Source organism: Synechococcus sp. R6-10, from assembly GCF_047461815.1.
GTDB lineage: Bacteria > Cyanobacteriota > Cyanobacteriia > Thermostichales > Thermostichaceae > Thermostichus.
Genome location: NZ_JANSHW010000280.1, coordinates 1 through 4,995 on the forward strand (window position 1 = coordinate 1; position 4,995 = coordinate 4,995).

Sequence of the window (4,995 nt, forward strand, 5' to 3'; positions counted from 1 at the left end):
AACAAACAGAATGCTATCGCTGCATAGTTGAACAGTGATGTTCAGCAGTGTTCAGCGTAAATGTATCAGCATCACCACCCAAGCTACAGAGAAGGGGTTTATCTTTCGCTGCCGGCTGCTCCAGCAAGATGGCTCTTGCGAGTCGGAGATTGGCACCAAAGCCTACGGCTACTTTCAAAACGAGGCCGAAGCTATTCTGGCGGGCATGGTCTGGATCGACCGGCAGCAACTGCCAGATCACCTAGACGGTCTACTGTTTGACAATGAGGAGCCGGAAGGTTAGATAGGGGCTTCTTCTCGCACCAGCCGCTCCCAACCCAAGCCTTTGAGGGCAGCATTGCGCCGCAGCGGTCGGGTCACCAGCTCCAGCAGAGCCTGGGTGTTGCCGAAGCCGTGGATCTGGGCGAAGGTGAACTCCACCGACCACTTGGTGGTTATCCCCCGTGCCTCTAGGGGGTTGGCGTGGGCCATACCTGTGATCACCAGATCCGGCTGCAGGGCCTTGATGCGCTGGATTTGGTTGTAGTTATCCGGCTTTTCTACGATGGTGGGCTTGGGTACCCCCATCTCTTCGCAGGTGCGCTCCAAGAGGGCCAGCTCAGCCGCTTGGTAGCGTTTGTCCATGTAAGGGATCCCGATTTCCTGCACCGTCATGCCGCAGCGCACCAGGAAACGGGCCAGCGAGATCTCCAACAGGTTATCGCCCATGAAGAAAACGCTCTTGCCCCGCAGCAGCTCCCGATAATCCCGAACCTGGGGATGGCTCCACACTTCCGCTTCCCGCTCTGCCAAGCCTTGAGTTGGGATCCCCAATTCGCGGGCAATGGCTTCTATCCAGGCGCGGGTGCCATCCGGCCCGATGGGAAAAGGAGCGGTGATGAGCTTAGCCTTTTTACGGCGTACCAGCGTGGTGGCCGTGCGGCTGAGGAAAGGATTCACCCCCACCACATAGGTGCCCGGCTCGATGGCCGGCAGCTCCCCATAGCGTTTGGCCGGCAACCAGCCGGAGACGCGGATCCCGTGTTTTTTCAGCTCCAGGGTGAGTTGGGTCACCACCGGATCGGGCACCGAGCCGAAGATCACCAAGGGAGGATGCTTGTGGAAGCCTTCCTCCTCTTTCTTTTTTCCGGAGCGGAGCCCGTAGAAAAGGGCCTGGAGACCCCCGCGGGTTTCCTGCTCCTCTGCCCGCACCTGCTCTGGGCAGCGTTGAGCCATCGAGGCCAAAACCGTGTCTTCCCCTTGGGTAAAAGCGTAGTCGAGGCCATTGGCCCGTGCCACCACAATCGGGATCCCGATCTCCCCTTCCAGCTTCTGGGCTAGGCCCTCCAGATCCATTTTGATGATCTCGGTGGTGCAGGTGCCGATCCAGACAATCACGCTGGGATTGCGATCCCGCTGAATTTGCAGGCACAGCCGCTTCAGCTCCTCATAGTCGCTGAGCTTGGCGCTAATATCCCCCTCTTCCAGCTCCGCCATGGCATAGCGGGGCTCGGCAAAGATCATCACCCCCATGGCGTTTTGCAGAAAGTAGCCACAGGTTTTGGTGCCGATGACCAAAAAGAAGCTGTCTTCAATTTTTTGATAAAGCCAAGCTACACAACTAATCGGGCAAAAGGTATGGTAATTGCCGGTTTCGCACTGGAAGTTAAGGGCGTTGGCACTATCCAAAGCAGCATTCATGCTCGTCTCCTAAAAACATAAAAGAAGGGAACGTTGCCAACTAGAGGGCTACCAACTGGGGCACACCCACCAATTTTTCGCTGAGATCCCAAAGCAATTTGGCCTTGGCATCGTCTGCCGCCTCGTCAGAGACTTCTTGGTTAAAGGGCTTGGCATTCTTGCGTTGCCGGTTACCCCAGCTCCAGTAGAATCCCGACCGACGAAACTCGGGATCGGCCACCACTTGGGCCACCCGCTCTCCGGCCAATTCCTGAGAAACAAATCCGCCCGTGATGTTTTTTTGAAACCAGGGGAAAAGTTTTTGAAACAGGGGATAGTGATGGCGGAACAGAGCCGTGGTGGCTACACACCCCGGATAGAGGGAGAGGAAGGTGATGCCAGTGCTCTCATGGAAGCGGCGGTGCAGCTCGCGCATGGTGAGGATATTGCAGACTTTGCTGTCTTTGTAGGCTTTCACCGGATCGAATTTGCCGCCATCGGCCATGCTGATGGGATCCTTGAAGCCCTGGGCAAACCCCCGCAGATCCCCCAGGTGGGGTTGGGGTGGGATCTTACCCCCCAGCTCTTTGGGATTGTGGGTAACCGTGCCCAAGATCACCAGCCGCCGATCTGGATAGGTGGAGCGTTTCAGGTCCTCCAGCATCAAGTGGCAGAGCAAGAAATGCCCCAGATGGTTGGTGGCCATGGTCAGCTCATATCCTTCCGGGCTGCGCAAGGGCTGCTTGAGCAAGGGCATGTAGATGGCGGCATTACAGACCAAGGCGTCCAAGGAACGGCCCCAGTTGCGGAACTGCTCGACAAACCGCCGCACGCTGGCCAAGCTGGCTAGGTCGATCTGCATCAGGGTATAGCTGCCCTGGGGGATCCCCACTTGTTGGGCCACCCGGTAGGCTTTGTCCAGATCCCGACAGGCCATCACCACGTGCCAGCCGCGCTTGGCCAAGGCCAAAGCTGAGTATAGGCCAACACCCGAGGAAGCTCCGGTAATCACGACGGTGGGTTGCTCTTGTCCTTGCATATCCAACTCCTGTGCCATTTCCTTCCCAAAGCGGGATCCCCAGGGATCCCTGCAGGATCCATCTTGGAGTGGAAAGCGGATCGGACAACAAATTGATAAGGTTTGCGACAGTCTTCCGAAACAGTGGCTTCATTTTTGGACACACTGCCCCCGCTGGCAGGGGATCCCTTACACCAAGGCCAGTTGGCGGGCTGGAGTGTTGTAAAAGTCGGAGAGCAAAGCAAACAGCTCCCGATCCTCGGCAGGTTGGGGCACGATCCCTTCCGGACGGGCCAGCAGCTCATCGGCGATGTTCAGGTAGTACTGGCAGACAGGCTCCAGGCTGGGATCGGTTTCCGCCATCTCGAAGAGGGTCTTGCCCTTGACCCGCGAGACGCGAATATCTTCAATGAGGGGAAGCACCTCGATAACCGGCATGGGAACTGCCGAGACGTATTTGTCAATCAGATCCCGCTTACTGGTGCGATTGCCGATCAGCCCGGCCAACCGCAGCTTGCGGGTTTTGGCCTTTTCTCGCACCGAGGCAGCAATCCGATTGGCGGCAAACAGGGCATCAAAGCCGTTGTCGGTTACGATCAGGCAGTAGTCGGCGTAGTTGAGGGGAGCCGCAAAACCGCCGCACACCACATCCCCCAACACATCGAAGAGGATGACATCGTACTCATCGAAGGCGTTTAGCTCCTTCAGGAGTTTGACGGTTTCCCCCACCACATAGCCGCCACAGCCGGCCCCTGCCGGGGGCCCACCCGCTTCCACGCAGTCCACGCCGCCGTAGCCGCGGTAGATCACATCTTCTGGGTAGATGTCTTCGTGGTGATAGCCCTTGGCTTCCAGGGTGTCGATGATGGTGGGGATGAGAAAGCCGGTCAGGGTGAAGGTGCTGTCGTGCTTGGGATCACAGCCAATCTGCAAGACCTTTTTGCCCCGCCTGGCCAAGGCCACCGAGATGTTGCAACTGGTGGTGGATTTGCCGATCCCACCTTTTCCGTAAACCGCCAATTTCACAGCGCGTTCCTCCATGGGGCAGACAAGGGACATTATCGGCAGCCAACCCGCCCCCTGAGAACTGTTGCGAAGGATAAAGGTGGATCCCTCAAAAAGCTAGAAGTTCCAAGATCTTGCAAATGGTCCTAAGAAAGTTCCCAGGGCTTCTCAAGTCGATTTTTGATGTTTTTCCCGATTTTAGTTTTAGATATACTTTCATCAGTGATCAAAAGAAAACAATTCCAGATGACAATTCACCCAAATCGGGAAGGATTCAGCTATGCCATGGCGCTGATCCCGTCCTCTTGGCTTGGCGCTGAGGCAGGTCTGGGCTGAGAAAGAATCAAGAATGGTCTCAATTCTGGGGGGAAGGTGGGGGGAACCCTTCGCTCTCAGGGATCGAAGGCAAACGTAACTCGCACCGCTCCTGCAGAATCCACCTCGATCCTGCGCAGGAATTCCCGCAGGTAGGCACGCCGTTCGGTCTCGCTGAGGTCTTGCCAGAAGGGCGGGATGGAGAGGGTTTGGATGGTCTGGGTGAGGTTGGCGGGGGGGAGTTGCTCCAGCTTTTGGGCCAAGCGGGCCGTCTCTGCTCGCAACTGGTAGCGACGCTGGGCCAGAGAGGCTTCGTCCATCAGTCCAGATTGCTGTAGCTCTTCCAATTGCCGCAGCCGCTCGGTATTGGCCTGGATTTGGGCTTGCAGCTCTTGGCGGGCTTGAGTGAGGGCTTGTCGATCCAGCGTCTGGGCGCGTTGGGGCAGTTGTTCGCACACCTGCCGGATCACCTCTTGCAGGACTTCGGTGTAGTGGAGGCTGTAGCGACAGGTTTGGCAGCGCAGATAGAGGTAGGGGGATCCGTTCTTTTTCCCCTTGCGAGGGGTGGTTTGCACAATGCGCAGAAGGCTGCCACAAGCGCAGCAATGAACCAGGCCGGCCAAAGCGCGGGGGGCGCTGGCGCTGCGACGCGGGATCCCTTGGTTGCGTTTGAGCCAGCGATCGATCTGGGCGGCTTCCGTGCGGCTGAGAAGGGCCGGGTGAGTGTCCCGCAGGGTGGTGCCGTCGGCATAGGCCAGATCCCCGCGGTATACCGGGTTGAGCAGCCAGTTGCGTCCGGTGGCCACAGAAATCCGCTTGTGGTGTTTTTCCTCCAAGAAGCGCACCGCCTGCCGCAGGGATCCGTAGAGGAGAAAGTGCTGGAAAAAATCCTGAACGATGCTGGCCTGCCGGCGATCCAGCACGTAGCGTTCCCCTTCGCGGCGGTAGCCAAAGGGGGCAGGGCCAGGGGGGGGTTTGCCCGCCAGGCGGTTTTGGGC

At 58.0% G+C, this 4,995-nt stretch carries 5 protein-coding genes; 1 reads left to right on the plus strand and 4 read right to left on the minus strand.

All coding sequences use genetic code 11. From position 1 onward, the window contains the following. The first annotated feature begins 37 nt into the window (after positions 1-37). Positions 38-283 (plus strand): hypothetical protein, encoded by a 246-nt coding sequence (locus NW837_RS08640; protein ID WP_414330709.1) that lies wholly within the window; start codon positions 38-40, stop codon positions 281-283. On the opposite strand, the gene NW837_RS08645 is transcribed toward NW837_RS08640, so the two are convergent. The 4 genes from NW837_RS08645 to NW837_RS08660 form a co-directional block, all read right to left on the minus strand. Beyond that, positions 280-1,680 carry a ferredoxin:protochlorophyllide reductase (ATP-dependent) subunit N gene (locus NW837_RS08645; protein WP_414330710.1) on the minus strand — a complete coding sequence of 467 codons (1,401 nt, stop codon included), beginning with the start codon at positions 1,678-1,680 and terminating at the stop codon, positions 280-282. The genes NW837_RS08640 and NW837_RS08645 overlap by 4 nt on opposite strands. A gap of 40 nt (positions 1,681-1,720) precedes the next feature. Next, entirely contained in the window at positions 1,721-2,698 is a 978-nt protein-coding gene (locus NW837_RS08650) for a protochlorophyllide reductase (RefSeq protein WP_414330712.1), read from the minus strand. Positions 2,699-2,866: 168 nt separating this feature from the next. Further along, on the minus strand, positions 2,867-3,703 hold the full coding sequence (gene bchL / locus NW837_RS08655) for a ferredoxin:protochlorophyllide reductase (ATP-dependent) iron-sulfur ATP-binding protein (protein WP_041437180.1): 837 nt from the start codon (positions 3,701-3,703) through the stop codon (positions 2,867-2,869). A gap of 371 nt (positions 3,704-4,074) precedes the next feature. Then, positions 4,075-4,995, minus strand: a 921-nt coding sequence (locus tag NW837_RS08660) for a recombinase family protein (RefSeq protein ID WP_414330714.1), incomplete at its 5' end; no start/stop codon positions are given.

Coding starts and splice junctions, on each gene's coding strand:
- NW837_RS08640 (WP_414330709.1), top strand. CDS start 38: ATGTTCAGCAGTGTTCAGCGTAAATGTATCAGCATCACCACCCAAGCT.
- NW837_RS08645 (WP_414330710.1), bottom strand. CDS start 1,680: ATGAATGCTGCTTTGGATAGTGCCAACGCCCTTAACTTCCAGTGCGAA.
- NW837_RS08650 (WP_414330712.1), bottom strand. CDS start 2,698: ATGCAAGGACAAGAGCAACCCACCGTCGTGATTACCGGAGCTTCCTCG.